This window comes from Paenibacillus zeisoli (genome assembly GCF_003994465.1).
Classification (GTDB): domain Bacteria; phylum Bacillota; class Bacilli; order Paenibacillales; family Paenibacillaceae; genus Fontibacillus; species Fontibacillus zeisoli.
Genome location: NZ_RZNX01000001.1, coordinates 914,619 through 933,704, shown reverse-complemented (window position 1 = coordinate 933,704; position 19,086 = coordinate 914,619). Strand labels below are relative to the sequence as shown.

Annotated in this window: 18 protein-coding genes; 17 read left to right on the top strand and 1 reads right to left on the bottom strand. The window is 48.7% G+C overall.

The genetic code is table 11. The annotated features are described in order from the left end of the window. Position 1 precedes the first annotated feature (1 nt). From EJP77_RS04460 to spoVM, 5 genes are all read left to right on the top strand, one after another. Positions 2 to 775 carry a Stp1/IreP family PP2C-type Ser/Thr phosphatase gene (locus tag EJP77_RS04460; protein ID WP_127197941.1) on the top strand — a complete coding sequence of 258 codons (774 nt, stop codon included), beginning with the start codon at positions 2 to 4 and terminating at the stop codon, positions 773 to 775. After that, the gene (gene pknB, locus EJP77_RS04455) at positions 772 to 2,976 is read left to right on the top strand and encodes a Stk1 family PASTA domain-containing Ser/Thr kinase (RefSeq protein ID WP_127197940.1); all 2,205 of its coding nucleotides are present in this window, start codon (positions 772 to 774) and stop codon (positions 2,974 to 2,976) included. The genes EJP77_RS04460 and pknB overlap by 4 nt, the downstream gene beginning before the upstream one ends. A 21-nt stretch (positions 2,977 to 2,997) precedes the next feature. After that, positions 2,998 to 3,900 carry a ribosome small subunit-dependent GTPase A gene (rsgA, locus tag EJP77_RS04450; protein WP_127197939.1) on the top strand — a complete coding sequence of 301 codons (903 nt, stop codon included), beginning with the start codon at positions 2,998 to 3,000 and terminating at the stop codon, positions 3,898 to 3,900. 4 nt (positions 3,901 to 3,904) lie between these two features. Further along, positions 3,905 to 4,564 carry a ribulose-phosphate 3-epimerase gene (gene rpe / locus EJP77_RS04445; RefSeq protein WP_127197938.1) on the top strand — a complete coding sequence of 220 codons (660 nt, stop codon included), beginning with the start codon at positions 3,905 to 3,907 and terminating at the stop codon, positions 4,562 to 4,564. Between the two features lie 179 nt (positions 4,565 to 4,743). Continuing rightward, complete coding sequence (gene spoVM / locus EJP77_RS04440) at positions 4,744 to 4,824, top strand: stage V sporulation protein SpoVM (protein ID WP_036621610.1); 81 nt, start codon at positions 4,744 to 4,746, stop codon at positions 4,822 to 4,824. Positions 4,825 to 4,888: 64 nt separating this feature from the next. On the opposite strand, the gene rpmB is transcribed toward spoVM, so the two are convergent. After that, positions 4,889 to 5,077, bottom strand: coding sequence for a 50S ribosomal protein L28 (gene rpmB / locus EJP77_RS04435; RefSeq protein ID WP_082926854.1), 189 nt, complete (start codon positions 5,075 to 5,077; stop codon positions 4,889 to 4,891). Between the two features lie 193 nt (positions 5,078 to 5,270). Between rpmB and EJP77_RS04430 the strand changes: the two genes are divergently transcribed. From EJP77_RS04430 to EJP77_RS04375, 12 genes are all read left to right on the top strand, one after another. After that, a complete protein-coding gene (locus tag EJP77_RS04430) occupies positions 5,271 to 5,630 on the top strand; it encodes an Asp23/Gls24 family envelope stress response protein (RefSeq protein WP_127197937.1) in 360 nt (119 codons plus the stop codon). 15 nt (positions 5,631 to 5,645) lie between these two features. Continuing rightward, the gene (locus EJP77_RS04425; RefSeq protein ID WP_127197936.1) at positions 5,646 to 7,427 is read left to right on the top strand and encodes a DAK2 domain-containing protein; all 1,782 of its coding nucleotides are present in this window, start codon (positions 5,646 to 5,648) and stop codon (positions 7,425 to 7,427) included. A gap of 50 nt (positions 7,428 to 7,477) precedes the next feature. Beyond that, positions 7,478 to 8,344: a DegV family protein gene (locus EJP77_RS04420; protein WP_127197935.1), complete on the top strand. Its 867-nt coding sequence runs from the start codon at positions 7,478 to 7,480 to the stop codon at positions 8,342 to 8,344. A 15-nt stretch (positions 8,345 to 8,359) separates the two neighbouring features. Then, complete coding sequence (recG, locus tag EJP77_RS04415) at positions 8,360 to 10,405, top strand: ATP-dependent DNA helicase RecG (RefSeq protein ID WP_127197934.1); 2,046 nt, start codon at positions 8,360 to 8,362, stop codon at positions 10,403 to 10,405. Positions 10,406 to 10,545: 140 nt separating this feature from the next. Then, on the top strand, positions 10,546 to 10,833 hold the full coding sequence (locus EJP77_RS04410; RefSeq protein ID WP_127197933.1) for a stage VI sporulation protein F: 288 nt from the start codon (positions 10,546 to 10,548) through the stop codon (positions 10,831 to 10,833). A 199-nt stretch (positions 10,834 to 11,032) separates the two neighbouring features. Then, complete coding sequence (locus tag EJP77_RS04405) at positions 11,033 to 11,215, top strand: hypothetical protein (RefSeq protein ID WP_127197932.1); 183 nt, start codon at positions 11,033 to 11,035, stop codon at positions 11,213 to 11,215. Between the two features lie 154 nt (positions 11,216 to 11,369). Further along, positions 11,370 to 11,942: a TetR/AcrR family transcriptional regulator gene (locus EJP77_RS04400; RefSeq protein ID WP_127197931.1), complete on the top strand. Its 573-nt coding sequence runs from the start codon at positions 11,370 to 11,372 to the stop codon at positions 11,940 to 11,942. A gap of 22 nt (positions 11,943 to 11,964) precedes the next feature. Beyond that, positions 11,965 to 12,711: a type I methionyl aminopeptidase gene (gene map / locus EJP77_RS04395; protein ID WP_127197930.1), complete on the top strand. Its 747-nt coding sequence runs from the start codon at positions 11,965 to 11,967 to the stop codon at positions 12,709 to 12,711. Positions 12,712 to 12,922: 211 nt separating this feature from the next. Then, positions 12,923 to 13,300, top strand: coding sequence for a YhjD family protein (locus EJP77_RS04390; RefSeq protein ID WP_127197929.1), 378 nt, complete (start codon positions 12,923 to 12,925; stop codon positions 13,298 to 13,300). Between the two features lie 20 nt (positions 13,301 to 13,320). Next, on the top strand, positions 13,321 to 14,562 hold the full coding sequence (locus EJP77_RS04385; RefSeq protein ID WP_127198311.1) for a DNA polymerase IV: 1,242 nt from the start codon (positions 13,321 to 13,323) through the stop codon (positions 14,560 to 14,562). Positions 14,563 to 14,713: 151 nt separating this feature from the next. After that, the gene (locus EJP77_RS04380; protein WP_127197928.1) at positions 14,714 to 15,913 is read left to right on the top strand and encodes an SGNH/GDSL hydrolase family protein; all 1,200 of its coding nucleotides are present in this window, start codon (positions 14,714 to 14,716) and stop codon (positions 15,911 to 15,913) included. Positions 15,914 to 16,866: 953 nt separating this feature from the next. Then, positions 16,867 to 19,083 carry a hypothetical protein gene (locus EJP77_RS04375; RefSeq protein ID WP_127197927.1) on the top strand — a complete coding sequence of 739 codons (2,217 nt, stop codon included), beginning with the start codon at positions 16,867 to 16,869 and terminating at the stop codon, positions 19,081 to 19,083. Positions 19,084 to 19,086: the final 3 nt, after the last annotated feature.

The following is a 19,086-nucleotide window of genomic DNA, read 5'->3' as shown; positions in this document are numbered from 1 at the left end:
TTTGATAAAAACGGTGTATGTCAGTGATGTGGGACATGTTCGTTCTGTAAACGAAGACTCATCATGGGTAGCTAATTTGGAGCAGGGATTCACTTTGGGTATAGTAGCGGATGGAATGGGAGGTCACCAGGCCGGTGACACAGCCAGCAGACTAGCTGTTGAGACGATTGTGTCCGATCTTAAGACGATCTCCCGAGCAACTTCTATAGAGCTTCGAAGAGAAGCTCTCAGGAGGGCCATCCTGCATGCCAATGAAGTGGTATTCCGGACAGCTTCAGAAAGTGTAGAATATCACAATATGGGTACGACCGTTGTGGCCATACTTATGGATCGCCGTGAAGGTATTATCGGACATATTGGAGACAGCCGCGCTTATCTATTCCGGCAGGGGAATATCACACAGCTTACAGAAGATCACACCTTAGTCAACGAGCTGGTAAAAAGCCGTCAGATCAGCGAGGAAGAAGCGTACAACCATCCCCGTAGAAATGTGATTACCCGGGCTCTCGGGACTGATGCACAAGTGGATGTAGATCTTATTCATGTTGTCCTTAGGGAAGGCGATATTCTCCTTCTTTGCAGTGACGGCCTTAGCAGCTATGTATCCAGACAACAAATGGCCCAGACTATAGGACTGTCTAATATATCACTTAAGGACCGGGCTGATCACCTTCTCCAGCTTGCTTTGGATGCAGGCGGGGAAGATAATATTACTGTAGCTTTATTTGAAATACCGGGTACGGCTGGGTCAAGTGTAAAGGAGTGGACAACATGATCGGACACGAATTGGGCGGTCGATATCAAATCATTGAACGAATTGGCGGGGGCGGAATGGCGCTCGTGTACAAGGCACAGGATATTCTCCTTGGACGCAATGTAGCCATTAAAGTTCTGCGCCAACAATTTGTGCACGATGAGGAATTCATCCGCCGCTTCCGGCGGGAGGCGCAGTCCGCTGCATCCCTGTCTCATCCCAACGTTGTTAGTATTTATGATGTAGGACAGGAAGATGATATTCATTATATTGTTATGGAGTATATTGAAGGCCAGAATTTGAACGAGATTATAAAAGAACGTGCCCCGCTCCAAGTGGATGAGGCCGTTCGGATTGCATCACAAATTTGTGATGCCCTTGATCATGCCCATCATAACCAAATTATTCATCGGGATATTAAGCCTCATAATATATTAATTGGCCGTAATGGGCGGGTAAAGGTTACGGACTTCGGAATTGCCCGTGCCGCGTCTTCGGCGACAATTACCCAGACAGGCTCGGTGGTAGGCTCCGTGCATTATTTCTCTCCTGAGCATGCTAAGGGCGTTGTAACCGGAGAGAAATCGGACTTATACTCACTCGGCATTGTGCTGTACGAGATGCTGACATCGAAGCTTCCATTTCTGGGTGAAAGTCCGATTAGTGTAGCTTTGAAGCATCTGCAGGAGAATTTTGAAGAACCTCGGCTTGTTAATCCGCTTATTCCACAAAGTGTGGAGAACGTCATTCTGAAGTCAATGCGCAAGAATCCGAACGAACGGTATCAGTCGGCCAGGGAGATGCTTCGGGATCTGGAGACGTGTCTTCTTCCTGAGAGGCGGACGGAGTCTAAGATCGTATTTGATGATTTGGATGATGCGGACAAGACACGGGTCATCCCGGCTATTAAGCCTCCGGTCCAGAGGCCTGCAGCTGGAAGAACATCACGAGTAGAAGAAGACAATGCTTCCTCCAAGCCCCCGGCTGCGAAGAAGAAGGGTTGGGTCAAACCTACCTTATGGATCGGGATCACCCTGCTGGTTATCTTATTCATGCTTGGAGTTGCCTGGTATGTCAATGCGAGTCTTAATAAGCCTGACGTAAAGGTTCCTCAGTTAATTAATCTTCAAGAGGATGTGGCCAGGGCGGAACTTGCCAATGTCGGTCTTACGGTTCAGGAGCCGATTACAAGGAAATACCGGGAAGGCTTTGCGGCGGGTGTCGTCTATGAGCAGGGCAAGCCGGAAGGTACAGAAGTCAAACAAGGTTCAGCCATTTCCTTGACGGTAAGCGTGGATAAGCCGCTCAAGAAGGTTCCGGATCTCAGCGGCCTGTCCTACGAGGATGCAAGCAAGAAACTGATGGATGAATTCCAGATGAAGGCAGATCAGATTACCCGTAAGGACGATTATAGTGAAGCTGATCCTGGAAAAGTTACAGGCCAGAGCCTGGCCGCAGGTTCAGACTTCGATCCTGCTATCGCTGCGATTGAACTCACAGTAAGCAAGGGACAAGAAAAGGTTAGTATGCCTGATTTGACGGGACTTACTCAGCAGCAGGCAGAAGCAAAGCTCAAAGAATATGGACTGAAGCTGGCAAAAGACGGGGTTGTTCAGGAATCCAGCTACAAGGTGGAGCAGGGTCTCGTATTTAATCAGCATCCATATGCCCCGAAGGAGCAGGTATCTCCTGGTGAAGAGATTACGATATTCGTAAGCTCCGGCTACCCGCCTGAAGCGATCAAGTATACCTATAATGTGCCGGTTGCACCGAAGACAGAGGGCAAAAACAGCAAAATCCGCCTTGTGTATACGGATGCCCGTGGTGAGAACAGGGAAGCTGGTGTAAAAACCATCAAAACGGCTCAGACTATCCCAGTTGAACTCGTACTTGCACCTACCAAAGATGGGGCCATTCTAGTCTATCAGGATGGTAAATATCTCGATACGCTTCCGGTATCTTATATTGATGCTAAGCAGGGAACCGTGCCAGTGCCTAGTACGCCAATAGGACAGCCTGCGGATACTGTACCGCCAGATCAACAGCAAGATCCTAATAATACTGGAGATAATACCTCTGGAGATTCGGCTTCAATTAACGGTGAATACAGCGGTGTGACAGAGCGTTTTGCTTCGGGCTCTGATAAGCAGGCTAAAGAAGCTCAAAAGGATGCAAAGAAAGCCGAGAAAGAGAAGAAAAAAGATCAGGAAAAAGGCAGATAACATGGAAGTGAGGCTGCATACATGCCTGAGGGCTTAATTGTTAAGGCTTTAAGCGGATATTATTATGTGAAAGAGACAGGCGGTGGACCGGGTGAACCGGTTCAGTGCCGTGGTCGGGGAGTGTTCAAGAAGAGAGGAATTACTCCGCTTGTAGGCGACAGGGTAATTTTTGAGCCTACGGAGAATGGAGAAGGGACAGTTACGGAGATTTTGCCACGTGTGTCGGAACTGATTCGTCCGCCCGTTGCGAATGCCCGTCTGGCTGTCCTGCTGTTCTCTCTTCGCGAACCCGACATGAATCTTCAACTGCTGGACAAGTTCCTGGTCCACATTGAGAATGAGGGTCTTGAGACGCTGATTTGTCTAACCAAGCGTGATCTATTGGATGATTCGAATACAGCTGATGAATTGACCAAGCAGGTTAGTGAGTTATACAGATCTATCGGATATGAAGTCATTGTCACCAGTTCACATACGGGTACAGGAACGGAAGAGGTCCTTAAGCGGCTTGCCGGAGAGATTAGTGTCTTCTCCGGACAATCCGGTGTAGGCAAGTCTTCGCTCCTGAATGCGATGCTGCCTGGTCTAGGCCTAGAGACAAGCGCAATCAGCCTGCGTCTTGGAAGAGGTAAGCATACGACGCGTCACGTCGAGCTTATCGAACTTGAGAACGGAGGTTATGTCGCGGATACTCCGGGATTCAGCCAGCTGGATTTTCTAGAATTAGGCGTTGAGCAGCTATCTGAGTGTTTCCGTGAATTCGCGTCCTATGCCTCGGAATGCAAATTCCGTGGATGCAGTCACCTTCATGAACCTGGCTGCCAGGTTAGGGCTGCATTGGACGAGGGCAAGATTGCTGCCAGCCGATATGAGCACTATGTGCAGTTTTATGAGGAAATGAAAGATAAGAAACGGAGGTACTAATCAAGTGATCTATATTGCACCGTCTATTTTATCTGCGGATTTCGCTAAATTGGGCCAAGAAATTGCTGAAGTGGAACAAGCGGGAGCCGAGTGGCTCCATGTGGATGTCATGGATGGACATTTTGTCCCTAATATCACCTTGGGTCCGCTGGTTGTGGAGGCCATCAAGCCCCATACCAATTTGTTTATGGATGTTCACCTCATGATTGAGAATCCGGATGCTTACATACCTGCATTTGCAAAAGCTGGGGCTGACCTGATTACTGTACACGCTGAAGCTTGTGTTCATCTGCACCGGGTGATCCATCTGATTAAAGAGCAGGGAGTTAAGGCAGGCGTAGCGATTAACCCAGGAACACCGGTATCTGTCTTGTCAGAAGTGATTGAAGATCTTGATCTGGTACTCGTTATGACCGTAAATCCTGGCTTTGGCGGGCAGTCCTTCATTTCAGGTACGGTTCGCAAAATCCGCGAGCTGAACGAAATTAAGCAGCAGCAGGGGCTGAAAGACCTGCTTATCGAGGTAGATGGCGGAATTACTGCCCAGACTGCGCCGCTCGTCGTAGAGGCTGGTGCTGAGGTTCTGGTCGCTGGAAGTGCGGTGTTCGGCCGTCCTGACCGTGCCGGAGCCATTGCCGAAATCCGTAACAGTGTACGTGTGTAAGTGAAAATAGGGACGACCTCCAGCCTGGTTTGAAGGAATAGGGCAGGCGTAAGGCGCATAAAATTGTGTTACATGAGCTAAGGTTCTCATGTAACCTTTTTTTTTGTGAACGGAGCACACATGATGTGGGTTCGAGTCATAGAATAAAGTAAGCATGGGAAGTATGGGGAGGGTGAATAATGAAGTTTTACACATTTAAGTTGCCTAAATTTTTGGGAGGTTTTGTGAAGGCCGTTCTGAATACATTTCATAAGAACTAAAAAAGACATTAAAAAAGCACCTCTTATGAAAAAGGTGCTTTTTGTCTATATGCCTGGTTGAAGATTACACGCGGGTAACTTTACCGGATTTCAAAGCGCGAGTGCTGACATAAACGCGTTTTGGTTTACCGTTTACCAGAATGCGGACCTTTTGGACGTTAACGCCCCAAGTACGGCGGTTACGGTTGTTAGCGTGAGATACATGGTTACCTGTGCTAGGCTTTTTGCCTGTTACATAACATTTACGTGACACGAAATTACACCTCCTTGTTCCAATACACCTGCATAAAACAATACTCGAATATCATATCACAGCAAAAAAAGCTTCGTCAACCGATTAGCTAACTTTATTTGAAGGACCCAGGTCTTCTTTTATTTATTTCTCCTTCTTCTTATAGTACAATGTTGAATAGTCCATAATATTTTTAAGGGAGGAGTGAAGGAAAGTGGCTATTGAACTGAATACCGAATATGGACAAATTGATATCTCGGATGAAGCGGTAGCGGTAATTGCCGGATCAGCCGCCATGGAATGTTATGGACTCGTGGGGATGGCAAGCCGAAAGCAATTTAAAGACGGTATTGCAGAACTGCTTGGACGGGAGAATCTTACCCGCGGAGTAGAAGTGAAACCTGATAACAATAGAATCGTAATCAATCTATATATTATAGTCATTTATGGGATCAAGATATCCGAGGTGGCCCATAACATCCAACAAAGAGTCAAATACGTATTGAACGATATAGTTGGACTTCAAGTCGATGAAGTGAATATTGTAGTCCAGGGCGTACGTGTATCAAGCTAGGAAGGGGATTTCTCATTGAGTAAGCGTTCTCTAAATGGAACAGATTTTTCAGCAATGGTATTGGCCGGTGCTGCTCAACTTCAGCAGCATGCGGAACACGTGAATTCCCTTAATGTGTTCCCGGTTCCGGATGGGGATACCGGTACAAATATGAATCTGACAATGACTGCAGGCGTGGCGGAGTTAACCCGCAGCGGCGGCAGTGGGGGTGTCGGAAGCAGGGCAGCCGTGTTGTCCAAGGGATTACTGATGGGAGCACGCGGAAATTCCGGCGTTATTCTGTCCCAGTTATTCCGGGGCTTCAGCCGTTATTCGGCATCTTATGAAGAATTGAATACGATTCAATTCGCCTCGGCTCTGCAAAGCGGCGTAGACACGGCGTATAAGGCGGTCGTTAAGCCGGTGGAAGGGACCATTCTTACTGTGGCCAAGGAAGCTGCTAAACATGCCGTTCATTATGCCCGCCGCACGACGGATATCGTGGAGCTAATGACAGAAGTTCTAGCTAAGGCGAAAGAAGCTCTTGCCCATACACCTGAGCAGCTGCCTGTACTGAAACAAGTTGGCGTCGTGGATTCCGGTGGACAGGGTCTGGTATACATTTACCAAGGTTTCTTTGATTATCTCTCTAATAATATCCATGCTGCAGCGCCTTTCACGGAAGCCCGCGGACAAGCATTCGGCTCTGAGGCTCGTACAGAAAGCCATCCGGTCTTCAAGACTGTCCCCGAAGCGCCTGGATCTGCACAGTCCAGATTGGAGACGGAGGATATCGAGTTCCTGTATGACATGGAATTCTTCATAAATCGCCAATTGGGCGATGCGAAAGGGACTAGGTTTGATGAGAATCAGTTCCGGCAAGCTCTGGCTGTTAACGGAGATTCCATCATCGTGATTGCGGACGATGAAGTCATTAAGGTGCACGTTCACTCCAAAGCGCCTGGGGAAGTTCTGAATTTGGCCCTGCGTTATGGCGAGATCACGCAAATTCATATTCTGAATATGAGAGAGCAGCATCGTGATTTGTTATCGGCAGGTATGGATATCGCTCCAGCTCCGGAAGTCTTCGCCGAGATTCCGGCTGAGAAGGCTTGGGTGGCTGAACCCGCTGTACAACCGGCTGACGAAATGGCTCCGTACGGATTTATCGCGGTGGCCTCGGGCCAGGGAATCGCTGATATTTTCACAAGTCTTGGGGTAGATGCTGTGCTGTCCGGAGGACAGACGATGAATCCAAGCACCGAGGATTTCGTCAATGCGATTAATTCGATCTCTGCCCAGCACGTATTTGTGCTCCCTAATAACTCTAATATCGTTTTGGCCGCGCAGCAGGCACGTGATCTGCTTGAAGGGGAACGTAGTGTCACAGTTATTCCAAGCAAGAGTATTCCTCAGGGGATTGCAGCAGCATTCGCATTCCAGGAAGAAGAGAGTGTCCAGATTAACACGGACAGCATGCTTGCCGCAGTGGGCCATGTGAAGACCGGTCAGGTTACTTATGCGGTGCGCGATACTCATTTTGATGATTTGGAGATTAAAGCAGGTCATTATATAGGTATTGAAGATTCCAAGATTGTGTCTACGGAAGAGGGTCTTCTTCAGACATGTGAGTCACTGCTCCAAAAGATGCTCGTAAGCGGTGATGAAATTCTGACCATCCTGACTGGTGAAGAGGCAAGTAAGGATGATACCCTGCTGCTGTCGAACTGGCTGAAGGAGAATTATCCTGATGCTGAGGTAGAAGTTCACGAGGGCGGTCAGCCGATCTATTACTATTTATTCTCTGTTGAATCCTGATTGGTTTGTTGGGAGAACGTTCAGAGGACGGGACGGAGGGTATTTCTGAAATGAATCATATTATTATTGTTACCGACAGTACGGCGGATATTCCGCAAAAGACGGTTTCAGAGTACGGCATCCATGTCATCCCGATGACGGTGAACTTTAAAGAACAATCCTTTGTAGAAGGGGTTGACATTACGCCGGCCGAATTCTATGACAGGTTAACAAAGTCACCCGAGCTCCCTACAACTTCCCAGACGTCTCCTGCCCAGTACGTAAATGTCTATCAAGATCTGCTGGATCAGCACCCGGGTGCATCTATTATTTCTATTCATATTTCTTCGGGGATGAGCGGCACATATCAATCCGCACTTTTGGCTAAATCCATGATGGAAGAAGAGGGCATGACAGCGGATATTACGATCATTGATTCTCGCTGCGCCTCTTATGGATTTGGACTTCAGGTGGTTGCGGCTGCAAGGCTTGCGGCTAATGGAGCTTCAGTTCAAGATATTATAGATGAGGTGGAACGGCTTCGTCAGGTCCGCCGGTTGTATTTCCTAGTGGATACACTGGAATATTTACAAAAAGGCGGACGTATTCGCAAGGGTGCGGCTATCATAGGTACAGTCCTAAATGTGAAGCCGATTCTCTCCGTGGATGAGGAAGGCGTAATTTATCCGGTAGATAAGGCTCGGGGACGCAAGAAGGCAGTATTACGTATCGTCGAGCTGTTCCGAAAGGATTTTGGCGAGCATAAGGATCTGAATATTGCAGTCTGTGACGGGGTTAATCCGGAGACTGCCGAAGATATCGTGCACGAAATGTCACAGCATTTCACGCTGCATGAAGTGGTGCGGACGGATATTGGCGCAGTGGTAGGAACCCATGTGGGTCCGGGTATTGTGGCGGTATTCGTCTGGCCGGCATAAAGTGAGGGATTAAATATGGATATCAGTACGATATCCGTGAAGCAGGTCAGCGGCGTGAGTGCTCTCAAAGAGGGGGAGCTTCACGCCTTTGGCGTCTTTACGGTACAAGATTTACTTGAATATTATCCGTTTCGTTATGAGGATTACCGGCTTCGTTCGTTAAGTGAAGTGAAGGACGGGGAGAAGGTAACGGTACAAGCCAAGATTATGGGACTTCCGGTACTTCAGCGGTATGGCAAAAAATCCAGATTGACCTGTAAAGTGATGGCTGATGAGTGGATGTTCACGGCAACTTGGTTCAATCGGCATTTCCTGAAGGATCAGCTAACTCCCGGTCGGGAAATTACACTTACAGGCAAATGGGACCAACGCCGTGCGCAAATGACCGTCTCGGATTCGGAATTTCCGGATAAGGGAGTAATCCGCAGCGGAAGCTTACAGCCTGTCTATTCCGTGGGAGGCAATATCACCCAAGCCTGGATGCGTAAGACGGTAGGACAAGCTCTGGTCCAGTTCGGAGAGATGATCCCGGAGATTCTGCCGGAAGACCTTGTCCGTAAGTATGAGCTAATGCCACGAAAGCATGCGATTCTACGCATTCATCAGCCGCAGGACAGTGAAGAAGGACAGGAGGCGCGCAAGCGCATGGTGTATGAAGAGTTGTTCCTCTTCCAGCTGAAGCTTCAGGCATACCGGGCCATGAATCATGAACGGATGGATGGCGTTCAGCACACGGCAGATAATGCCACGGTCAGGGAGTTCGTCCGGAGTCTTCCGTTTGAACTGACGGATGCTCAGAAGAAGGTGGAGCTGGAGATTCTGAAGGATATGCGCTCCCCTTTCTGTATGAATCGTCTGCTGCAGGGGGATGTTGGCTCCGGGAAGACGGTCATCGCGGCTGTTGCGCTATATGCTGCCGTCAAGTCAGGCCACCAGGGGGCCTTCATGGTACCGACTGAAATTCTGGCAGAGCAGCATGTGAGGTCGCTCACGAAGCTGTTCGAGCCGTACGGGATTACCGTAGGCCTGCTTACGGGAAGTGTAACGGGAAGGCGGCGCAAGGACCTGCTTGGTGCTCTGCAAATGGGTCTGGTTGATGTGGTGGTGGGCACCCATGCCCTGATACAGGAGGAAGTGTACTTCCGCAGCTTAAGTCTTGTCGTCACAGATGAACAGCACCGATTCGGCGTGAATCAGCGCAGCATTCTGCGGCGAAAAGGGTTCAACCCGGATGTCCTCACGATGACGGCTACGCCGATTCCCCGGACGCTGGCCATCACGGCTTTTGGCGATATGGATGTGTCGACACTGTCCGAGCGTCCCAAAGGAAGAAAGCCTATTTCTTCCTACTGGGTCAAACATGACAAGATGGATCGGGTGCTTGGATTCATCTCGCGCGAGATCGAGCAGGGGCGTCAGGCTTACCTGATCTGCCCGCTGATTGAGGAGTCCGAGAAGCTGGATGTGCAGAATGCCATCGACCTCTATGTGTCGATGTCGCAGGCCTTCCCGGACTTCAAGGTAGGTCTGCTGCACGGCCGGATGACGGCGGCCGAGAAGGAAGAAGTAATGCGCGAGTTCTATGCGAACGAGGTGCAGCTCCTCGTCTCGACGACCGTGGTCGAGGTCGGCGTAGACGTTCCCAATGCGACGCTGATGATTATTATGGACGCCGACCGGTTCGGCTTGTCCCAGCTTCACCAGCTTCGCGGCCGGGTTGGCCGGGGGGAGCACGCCTCCTACTGCGTGCTCATCGCAGATCCGAAGTCGGAGGTAGGTCAGGAGCGGATGAAGGTCATGACCGACACGGACGACGGCTTCGAAGTGGCCCGGCGGGACCTTGCGCTTCGCGGTCCCGGCGATTTCTTCGGCACGAAGCAGAGCGGCGTGCCGGAGTTCCGAATCGCGGACATGGTCAGCGATTTCGCAGTGCTTGAGGAGGCGAGGGAGGATGCCGCCTCGCTGGTGGGCGAAGAAGCGTTCTGGACTTCGCCCGTGTACAGCCCGCTGCGGCATTATTTGCAGCGGGAGCAGGTTTTGCAAGGTGAGCTGATCGATTAGTGACTATGTGAGCCTGAACTTGAGAATTATTCATTGGCTGTGAGTGCGAAATGGTTCTCGAGAAAAGGCATTTTGGTGCACTATATGCTCTCCTGCCGTCATATATTAGAACAGTGACGGACGGGAGGTGAGAAGCCGCTTTGAATTATCAGCAGTTTGGAATCAGTCCGCAGCTTGTTGATCGGGTTAAGCTCAAGATGAAGAACAAGGCCGTCAAGGATCGAGTGAAGCAGCTAACGGAGAACCTTACCAAGGGAGATTTGCAGGATCCGGCCAAAGTACACAGGCTGGTGAGATCTGCTGCGGTGATCCTGAATGAGAGATTGTCCTCGGTTCAGGAGCAGCAAATGGTTCAGTTCGTCATCACTCAGAAAATTGACCCGAAAAATACATTTCACCTGATTAAGCTGTGGGGAATGTTCAGGTAAATTTGCAGGTGCTTTAACACTTCAAGCTGATACCCGGTTCTGCCGGGGTCGGCTTGTTTTGTTATGAAATAAAGGAATGACGGCTTAAAATAATGGACTGATGGAGCTTTCATTAAACAACGAATACTCTGATCTGTGATCTGGGACAATAACACATGAACTACGTTCACTAATCGCAGTAAAGAGAGGAGACTTCAGTATGAGCTCAAGTTCTATTCATCCTGATAAAAACCTGATCAACACGGTAAAGGAGCTGGAAACCACGCCGGTAACGAGTCAGCAGGCCCAGCAATTCCAGCAGCAGAAGAATGACAGACGGAAAGAAATGCTCAGAACAGACAATGAAAAGTTTCATAAAACGGAGCAAAATAATTATAAGTAATTCTCCCCGGCCCGGTGCATTAATGACCGGGCTTACTTGGTTCTATATAAGGATTAAGCGGGCTCGTGGGATATGGCTGATTGCTATTTTGTCCAATTGGGTGTAATTTTATATTGACATGTAAGTAGGTCAAAAAAGAAAGGGGGATGACTGCTTGACTCCTCGCACCAAAGAGCAAAATGAAGCTATCCGTACCCGCCGCATTGGACAGATTTTGAGGGCAGCTGCCGAGACGTATGTGCTTAAAGGGATAAATATGGAAATGCGTGATATAGCTGCGGCTGCGGATCTCGGTTATGGCACGGTATATCACTATTATAAGAATAAGTATGATTTATTATCTGATCTTCTTAACATGGCCTTGGATGAGGCTGAGAAAATGGGGCTGAATTATCTAAGTCAGGGCAGTTCTGTCAAAGCTTATGGTATAGCTCTGCTGGGAAGGTGGAGGAAGGATCCTTCCCTTTTTGTTCTTTATAAGCTCGCTTGCGAGCATTTTCGTGAACTCCCTGAGCCGGAAGCGGCGGTATTTAGGGAAAGGTTCAGACAGGGTGTGATTACTCCTTTGGCCGAGGCGCTCGGAACTATAACCAAGGATCCGCGTTCAGATGAATCGGCCTTTCTAATTATTGCCGGTTTGGTGGGCTGTGCAGGTCTATCGGTGTACCGCCGCTCTGCTGATATGAATGAACAAGAAATTGCAATACTGCTGCTTGGCAGCTTTTAGAGATGAGAGGAGCCGTATAACTGTGATTATTCTGAAATCAAAACAAGACATCGAGGCTATGAGAAGGGCCAGTGAAATTGTGGCCGACTGCCACCGTGAAATCGCAAAGCTGATCGCACCTGGGGTTACTACCTTGGAAATCAATGACTTTGTGGCTAAACATATTATTAAGCTGGGTGGGAAGCAGTTCACCAAAGGATATAATGGGTTCCCTGCGGAGACTTGCGCTTCGGTTAATGATGTGGTCGCTCATGGCTTCCCGGGCATAACGCCGCTGAAGGAAGGGGATATCGCCAAGATTGATATCGTGGTGGAGTGTGACGGCTGGTTCGGTGATTCGGCTTGGTGTTATGAAGTGGGTCAGGTTAGCGAACCTGCCCAGAAGCTGATGCGGGTCACACGGGAATGTCTGTATCTGGGTATCGAGCAGGCTGTTCCGGGTAACCGGCTTGGGGATGTGGTGTCCGCTATTCAGAAGCATGCGGAGAATAACGGTTTCTCGGTTGTGCGAGATTTACTAGGCCATGGTATTGGTCGCTCCCTGCATGAAGAGCCTAACTACGAGCATGTGGGTGCAGCCGGGAAGGGAATCCGCTTGAAAGAAGGGATGGTATTTACAATTGAGCCGATGATTAATGAAGGTACGCACCGCATCAGCATCGATCAGGATGGCTGGACAGCCCGCACCGCAGACGGGAAGCTGTCCGCCCAGTATGAACATACGGTTGCGATTACCGCAGACGGCCCGATTATTTTGACAGAACAATAAGTCTCATCCATTAAAACCTATTCAAGGTCGATCCCCCAGGAATAACCTGTTGTCAAAGCGAATATTTGTTCGTATTATGAATATAATAAGAACAAACGTTCTGATGGTGGGTGAGTAGGATGAGGGTATTCTGGTTCAGGAATGTAATTATCCTTAACAAGGTTAAACAGGCACATGGGAAGCCAGCCTCAGTGCGAAGAAGGAATATTTCATGAAGCAGGTGCCTTACCGGACTGAGGAGGAGGCGGGCTGGGTGAAGGAATTTCTTTTACTGCCGCTGATGCTCGATTTAATGGAGAGGGATTTGAGACTGGTCTCATCAGGTTCGAGCCCCTTTAAGCTGCCGGAGCTTTATGGGGCTGTGCTTCGTGGATTGCAGTCCCGGATTACCCGGGAGCTGAGTCAGATCCGGCAGAAAATGCGTCAGCATGGAATCAAGGTATATGAGCAGCATCGTACCGAAGCCGGGCTCGAAGCCCGTTATTTGTGCCGGGGCTACCAATATGAATTCTCTATGCTGTGGAGCTTCGCCCGGGCGGAGATCAATAGACGCGTAACCTTTTATCTGGAAGAGGTGGTGTTCAAGTGAAAGCAGCCGAACGGGTTATTATGCTGGGAGACTGTCAATCCTTTTACGCCAGTGTGGAGAAAGCCGATCATCCTGCTTACAAGGATCGTCCTCTTGTTGTTGCAGGAGATCCTGCCCGGAGATCAGGAATCATTTTGGCTGCCTGCCCTATTGCCAAGACTTATGGAATAACTACAGCGGAGCGGCTGGGTGAGGCGCTGAGTAAATGTCCCGAAGTAGTTGTGGTTAAGCCCCGGATGCAGATGTATATCGACATTTCCCTTAAGATTACAAAAATTTATGAGCAGTATACCGACCTGGTTGAGATCTTCTCGATTGATGAGCAGTTCTTGGATGTGACGGGAAGTCTGAAGATTTTTGGCGATCCGCACACGATTGCGCGAACGATCCAGCAGAAGGTGCTTGACGAAACCGGTGTCAAGGTACGCTTTGGGATCAGCTCCAATAAGATGCTGGCCAAAGCAGCAACGGATATTTGGGCGAAGAAGAATGCCGAAGGCATCTATATTCTGAACAAGTCCGAGTTAGCCGAAACCCTCTGGGAGAAGCCGGTGGACAAAATGTTCGGGGTGGGATCCCGCATGCGGAACCATTTTTTAAGCTTAGGGATGTATACGATTGGTGATGTCGCCAGAACGCCGCTGCCTCGGCTCAAGGAGAAGTTCCGGGCCCGGTTCGGCAAGCAAAGCGATATCCAGGCTGAGGTAATGTGGAGGACAGCTAACGGCATGGACGATTCTCCTGTGACGCCGGCTACATTCAACACACCGCCCAAGTCTGTCGGTCATATGATGACCCTCCCCCAGGATTACACGGATGAAGAGCAGATTAATACGGTACTCTTGGAAATTACCGAGGAGGTCTGCCGAGACTGCCGCCGCAAGGGATATATGGGCCAGGTTGTATCCGTAGGCTGTATGTGTAGCCCTTACGAGGCCCCGTCCGGTTTTTCACGCCAGATGAAAATCCCGGATCCAACGAATGATACGAACACCGTATTTCGTGTAGCCAAAACCTTGTTCTACCGGCATTGGGATCGTATGCCCGTGCGTCAAATCGGAGTAACTCTCAGCCAGCTGGCTACGGATGAAGAATATCAGCTGACGCTGTTCGATGATCTGGCCAAATCCCAGGCTCTGAACAAGGCGACCGATTCTATCAAAGACAGGTATGGCAGCGCTGCTATTGTAAGGGCTGCATCTCTGACTTCTTCAGGGCAGGCGCTTGAAAGATCACGAAAAATTGGAGGCCATTACAAGTAACGGCTCTCTTTGATACAGGGGTATCTTTACGGTCATCCGTAGGGATACCCCTGTCTTACATCAGAATTGTGTAACATATAGGTTTGATAATATTAGTAATGATTTCGGGACCTTCGTATAATGCAAATAATATACAAAAAGGAGGAGAACGATGTCAGGACTGAATCAGCGGCAAGAAGAACTTTGGAATAAGGACTATGTATCCGTTACAGCACTATCGAGCGCAGCCAACTTTATTATGAATGAGCCTATGGGCTTCACGCATACTTATCGAACTTATCTGCGTCCAAGGGAGACGGGACGGCTGCAAATTCGGATATGGCACAGCAACTCGGTGGACTCCACTTGGGACATGGGGCAGGATGCGGCTGGAAGTGAAGCCGGTGGATCGTGGAGAATTGAGTCCGCATTTCTGGGAGACGGAGGGCGGGAGAGAGACGGCAGTGTTGTAGCCGGGTCACTTGTCCCGCTGACGTTCGGGGGCAGCCACTCCAGAGAGGTAGAACCAGGCGAACGCTTTTACAGTGATGAAGTCACCGTGGATATTGCCGAGGGCCATGATCTGGTATTCAGCTGGACTCTTTCCGCACCAGGCCCGGGCAAGTCGATTCCATATAATGTGGAGGGAATGCTGGCTTCGGCCTACGATGCCGAGGGGCATTTAGCAGATCAGGTCTCATTCCCGCCTGAACGAGTATCCGAGCAGCTTCTGGTCATGCCCTCCTTTATTGGATACAAGAGAGAAAATGCAAGGAAGATTGTCATACTTGGCGACTCTATAACCCAAGGAGTCCGGACGGAGAAAGACGCCTATGCGTATTGGGCAGCAAGGATTGCCGATAGTCTGGGTCCAGAGTATGGGGTTTGGAATCTCGGCTCCGGCTGGGGGCGGGCATACGATGCGGCTTCAGACGGACCGTGGCTGCATAAGGCCAAGCAGGGGGATGAAGTGCTCATTGTGCTTGGAGTTAACGATATAGATGTTGGTAAGAGGTCGGCTGAAGAGCTATTACATGATCTTGGCACCATTGTTGCTGCCCTTAGGGAGAACAGACCCGGAGTGACTATTCTATTAAGCACGGTTCCGCCTTTTAACTTTATGGAGGAGCGTGAGCAGATCTGGCGTACTGCAAATAAAGAAATTCTGAATCATCCACCCGCAGGTGTGGACTATATATATGATATAGCTCGTGTGCTGTCGCAGCCCGAACCACAGGAACATCGGATTAAACCCGAGTATATGAGCAGTCCAGACGATCCTCATCCCAATGGGCCCGCTGGAGAAGCCGTCGCAAAAGATTTTCTGAATTGGTATGCTGCAGTGGGTGGGTATAAGGCAGTTAAAGAGTAGATTTGGCCAAAAAAGAAATCTAAACATGATTGAAGAGGTTATCCCGGGGCGGATAACCTCTATTTCTTATTTATTGAGCAGCTTAGGGAACTTGTGGAATCCACAAAGAAAATTCGAAAATTATCGATTTTGTCACAAAAAACAAGAAATAAAGGGTTCAAAAACTAGTCGTAAAGACATTCTTGACCCACTATTTAGGGTTAAATGAGAAATTTCACCGACTCCAGAGGCAGGACCGGTAATGTCGAATGAGGAAGCATCGTATCGAATGAGGTAGAAATGCTGAAAGCGGCCTAGAGGTGAGCTCAGCGGGCTTGTTGACTTTTTTTACAGAAATAAGGAAAAGAGGGAACCTGATCCTAGGAAAAAAGGAGGTCGAAACAGGACTATTTCCCGGGGTAAGTTGAAAACGGAAGTTAGCAAATTACCAAAAGACCCGGTATAGGTCTTCATAACCCTTTTTCGAAAATGGAAATAAATGAAAAACGTTGATATAGAGCGTTTTGTCAGCGATTCACGATAAGACTTTGGTATCAAATTTGTTACCACTTTGGAAAAGAGTGGGATCTTAACCACAACTTCGATATATCGTTAGTGTTTGATAATACATATAATGATCCTGAGACTATGGGTTGAACAGGAGAAATCCGAGTAAAGAAGGGCTCTCGCCAGCAATGATAAGGAAACTCAAGGGATGTCGCAACAGGAAAAATCATAGTATTTTGGGAGTTTTTGTGTTTGGCCTGCTTGCTGGTCTTTTGTAAGAAATGTTTTGTAATGTCGTGCAACTTTCATGAAAGTCCCGAAAAAAAATGCTCCCATCCGCCTAGTTACATTAGGAGTTCACTTGGTTAATCATTAAGGAGTGACATAGGAAGTGGAGGTGTGAAGTGCCCATACTATGATAATCGCCTGCATACAAAAAAATAGCGAGGTGAAGGGATTTTATATCGATGTCAAAATTAGCGCGCAAACGAATAATTTTATGGATTACGATTGGAATCATTTTAATTGGAGGGGTAACCTCCCTGGTATTCTTGTATCTTCCTCCGTCCCACACAAGTTACGCTACCTCGGACGGAACGGAAATGAAGTTCCAGACCTCGGGAGACAAGTTCCTGAGATACGACGGGAAAGGGAACTGGAAAGAAATCTTTGTTAAAGGTGTCAATCTAGGAGCAACAGTACCGGGTCATTTTCCGGGCGAGTTCCCGGCAACAGAAGAGGACTATCTAAGATGGTTCCAGCAAATCCATGATATGGGTGCAAATGTAATTCGGGTCTATACGATCCATAATCCCGTCTTTTATACGTCATTAGTGAAATTTAATCGCGATAAGGGAGAGAATCCTCTGTATTTCATCCAGGGAGTCTACTCACAGGAAGAGCAGCTAATTGAATCCAAGGATGCTTACGGCGGAGGAATCCCCAAAGCTTTCGAGCAGGATATCGACAAGGTAGTTAGTGCCGTATACGGGGATTTGGACATACCTGTTAATCCTGGCTTTGCTGGAGGCAAGTATACAACCAACGCAGGCGCTTACTTGATGGCGTGGCATATCGGAACTGAGTGGGATCCGGAAATGGTGGAGAATACGAACAAGGTTCATGCTGGACAAGCTCCTTATCAGGGCAAATACTTCAGCGCGACGGATAAAGCTAGTCCGTTTGAAAGCTTCTTGGCCAGTATGCTGGATCGTGCAGCAGCCAAAGAGCAAACCTACGGCTGGGAGCATCCGGTAACCTTCACCAACTGGGTAACAACGGATGTACTTAAGCATCCTGGTGAACCTCTATTCCAAGAGGATCTCGTTAGTGTAGATGCGACTCACGTCAAGCCAGTGAATTGGAAAGCTGGTTATTTTGCGGCATACCATGTGTATCCTTATTATCCTGATCTGTTCCATTTGGATAAGACACTGCAGACCATCCCTGATGGGAAGGGTGGATTCAATACTTACAAAGCTTACTTACGGAAGCTTAAAGCATATTACAAGGATATTCCGATCATGGTTACTGAATACGGTGTACCTTCATCTGTGGGTGTATCGCACATAGGTCCGGGAGGACGCAATCAAGGGGGCCACAATGAGAAGGAACAGGGCGAGATTAACGCCTCACTAACTCAGGATATTTATGATGAAGGATATTCAGGAGCGATCCTGTTCATGTGGCAGGATGAGTGGTTCAAGAAAACATGGAATACCATGCGTTTTGAAATCCCCGCTGACCGTCGTTCCTACTGGCTTAATGTTCTGACGAATGAGAAGCAGTTCGGCGTCGTTGCTATGGGCTCTGGCAAATCAGACAAGCTCATCATTGACGGCAAGCTGGATGACTGGAACTCACTTCCGAAGGACCAGGTCACAGAGTGGGACAAGACCACGCCAGGTATTAGCAAAATGAAAGTCACTCATGATGAAGCCTACGTATATATCGGGCTTGAGCTTGAGAACAATTTCGATCCTGAGAAGTCACTAATGTATCTGGGCACAGATACACAGCCAGGTGGCGATCAGCCGAAGAATGAGCTGCCGAACAAGACGCTAAGCGACGGACTTGAGAATCTGATTGTCATTGGTAAAGATAAGGAGACTCAGGTGAAGGTTGCTCCGTCTTATGACTTCCACCAGCGACTGTACGGAAAGTATGGGTACTGGATGCTTCCAGAGCAGAAAGCTGCGGATAAAATAGCATTCCAGCCTTGGAAGCTGGCGGTCAGCTTGACCATGACTCCGCCGGATACCCGTACGGCCCATCCATTCCAGGATGAGACAGTAGGTACCTTGAAGCGGGGCACTTCCGACCGGAAGAGTGCACAGTTTGACTCCCTGACTTCATGGCAGTACAGCGGTAAGCAGGTAGAGCTTCGTATTCCTTGGATGCTTCTTGGATTTGCGGATCCAAGCTCTCAGCAGGTCATTGACTATTCTCCACTTAAGACGGGACGCACGTTCTCGACCTTGAAGACAGCAGGAATTACGTTTGTACCGTGGATTGTAGACCGCGCAACCAAACAGATCTCCTGGCCGGGTGGTAATGAGAGCAAGCTGGATCTTAAAAATCAGCCAATTTATAAGTGGAATCCGTGGGAAACTGTAGAGTATACAGAACACCTTAAATCAGGTTACAACGACCTGAAGGACGTCTACTCAAAAATGAATAAGTAGTAC

Bases quoted from the DNA above. Each gene is read 5' to 3' on its own strand.
- pknB (WP_127197940.1), top strand. From the start codon at position 772: ATGATCGGACACGAATTGGGCGGTCGATATCAAATCATTGAACGAATT.
- rsgA (WP_127197939.1), top strand. From the start codon at position 2,998: ATGCCTGAGGGCTTAATTGTTAAGGCTTTAAGCGGATATTATTATGTG.
- spoVM (WP_036621610.1), top strand. From the start codon at position 4,744: ATGAAGTTTTACACATTTAAGTTGCCTAAATTTTTGGGAGGTTTTGTG.
- EJP77_RS04420 (WP_127197935.1), top strand. From the start codon at position 7,478: ATGAATCATATTATTATTGTTACCGACAGTACGGCGGATATTCCGCAA.
- recG (WP_127197934.1), top strand. From the start codon at position 8,360: ATGGATATCAGTACGATATCCGTGAAGCAGGTCAGCGGCGTGAGTGCT.
- EJP77_RS04405 (WP_127197932.1), top strand. From the start codon at position 11,033: ATGAGCTCAAGTTCTATTCATCCTGATAAAAACCTGATCAACACGGTA.
- EJP77_RS04390 (WP_127197929.1), top strand. From the start codon at position 12,923: ATGAAGCAGGTGCCTTACCGGACTGAGGAGGAGGCGGGCTGGGTGAAG.
- EJP77_RS04385 (WP_127198311.1), top strand. From the start codon at position 13,321: ATGCTGGGAGACTGTCAATCCTTTTACGCCAGTGTGGAGAAAGCCGAT.
- EJP77_RS04380 (WP_127197928.1), top strand. From the start codon at position 14,714: ATGTCAGGACTGAATCAGCGGCAAGAAGAACTTTGGAATAAGGACTAT.
- EJP77_RS04375 (WP_127197927.1), top strand. From the start codon at position 16,867: ATGTCAAAATTAGCGCGCAAACGAATAATTTTATGGATTACGATTGGA.